This window comes from Thermogutta sp. (assembly GCF_014359955.1).
In the GTDB taxonomy this organism is placed as follows: domain Bacteria; phylum Planctomycetota; class Planctomycetia; order Pirellulales; family Thermoguttaceae; genus Thermogutta.
In genome coordinates this window covers 1-2,168 of record NZ_JACIYL010000748.1, presented here as the reverse complement: position 1 = coordinate 2,168, position 2,168 = coordinate 1, and the positions used below count along the sequence as shown (strand labels likewise).

1 protein-coding gene is annotated in these 2,168 nt (G+C 59.6%); it reads left to right on the top strand.

What is annotated here, in order from left to right; all coding sequences use genetic code 11:
- A partial coding sequence (locus H5U08_RS16570; RefSeq protein ID WP_297035595.1) for a diguanylate cyclase occupies positions 1-1,710 on the top strand: 1,710 nt, incomplete at its 5' end.
- Positions 1,711-2,168 lie beyond the last annotated feature (458 nt).

Here is a 2,168-nt window from a genome sequence, read left to right as displayed (position 1 = left end):
GTTTTGGAGCCGGAGGGCCTCATGTCTCCCCGGCCGACTGTGGCGCCGGAGCAGAGGCCCTCCGGCCACACGGAGAACATCCCCAACGTTGAACCATCTGGGGTGAAAACACCGATCCATGTTCGGAACGTCATCATTGCCGATGACGACGATCTCATTCGAAAAATGCTCGCACGGTGGTTGACTCGGGCCGGCTACAACGTTCGGGAAGCCACCAACGGCACCGAGGCCCTCCGGATAGTCCGTGAACAGCCGCCCGACATTGTCATCACGGACTGGGAAATGCCGGGCGTGGAAGGTCCTCAGCTTTGTCACGAGATCCGCCAGTTACCCCTTCCACATTACGTTTACCTGCTCATTCTGACTTCGCGGAACGACCCGAAATGGGTCGTGGAAGGGCTGGAAAGCGGGGCCGACGACTTCCTTTCCAAACCGATCCGCGAGGCGGAACTGGTGGCCCGGCTTCGGGCAGCCGCCCGCATCCTGGAAGGCGAACGCAAACTCCAGCAGCTTGCCCGAACGGATGCCCTCACCGGGCTTCTCTCTCAGCGCAGTTTTTACGACATTCTCTGCTACGAATTCCAGCGGGCCCGCCGGACCAATCGCCCACTCAGTTGTGCGATGCTCGATCTGGACTTTTTCAAGCGGATCAACGATGTTTACGGGCATCCGGTGGGTGATGTGGTTCTTAAGGTGACAGCCGACACGCTCCTCCGTTCCTGCCGCCATTCCGATGTGGCAGCCCGATACGGCGGGGAAGAGTTCTGCGTCCTGCTTCCTGAAATCAGCGAAGCGCAGGCCCTCAAATGGGCCGAACGCTTTCGTGAGATGTTACGGGCAACAGAAATCGTCGCGGGGGATAAAAAGCTGACGGTGACCTGCAGCGTCGGTGTTTCCGGTCTTTACGAGGACACCCTCACGCCCGAGCAACTCCTCGACCAGGCGGATCAGGCCCTGCTCTGCGCCAAACGGACCGGCCGTGACCGGGTAGTTACTTACCAAACAGTCAATCAAAATGTGGAATTTGATCTGGATGAATCGCATCGACGCCATGACCTCTTCGAAGGGATTCTCGCCGAGCACGTCATGACGCCTATCGTGGCCCCTCTCCAGGGCGATGAGACCGTGGAGCACGTGGCGGCCTACTTCCTCCGCTCACGCATCAGCTCCGCTCCCGTGGTCAACGAAAATGGGCAGCTCATCGGAATCGTCTCGGAAAAGGACCTCATGGAGGCCATCACTTCCTCGGAAGGCTGGAACCGCCCGATCTCGGAACTCATGCGCCCCCACGTGATCACGTATCCCGCCGACACGCCGGTGCGGGTGATCTACGAGTTTCTCTGCCGCGTGGCTATGCGGCGCGTCATCATCACCGATCAGGGCGTTCCCGTTGGAATAGTGAGTCGGGCTTCACTCCTCCGTTGGTTCCGCAACCTTGTGCTTTCGGAACGAGCCCGGGCAAAGGGGCAGCAACTGGCCGCAGATAACACCGCGGAAGACATCATCCAGGACGCGCTCAACCAGATTGGACGGGAACGCGACAAGATGGCGCAGAAACTGGTCGAAAAACCTCCAGACCTTTGCGCCCATCTTGTGGGGGCCGCCAGTCGCATCCAGGAAATCGCCGTGGACATCCTCGCCTTCGCCTCGGCGGTCCAGAATCCACTTGGCGAACAATTCGGTTGCGGTGCGAGTTCCGTGGTGGATTAACAGCTTTCACCGCCCGCACACCGGTTTCACCGGGCACGACGAGCGTGCCCCTCCGACCTTTTGGAGGGACCTGCTTGTCAGGTCCGTTTTTCCCGGAGGGACGTTTTCCGGAGGGACCCGCTTGTCGGGTCCGCTTGTCAGCGCTGGAATGTCCATTTCGTCACCGTCTTGCGCGCACGACAAGCGTGCCCCTCCGAATTGCCCTCTCCGAGGCTTTCCGCCATCCTGTTGGCACCGATGACTCTCCGATGCTAAACTTGGGCAATTAAGAAACTTTTGCGCTTCTGCGCTGTGGCACGCTGGCACAGGGCTTTCACAGTGTGCTCCACATCGGATGGATTGTGCCGCGAAGGATATCGGGATCATGGCTTTGAAAAGGCATCGGATCGCATTTCGTGAAACACTGGTTGCGGCCGTGATCGTCGGCTGCTGGATGGGCGATGTGGGAATCTGTCCCG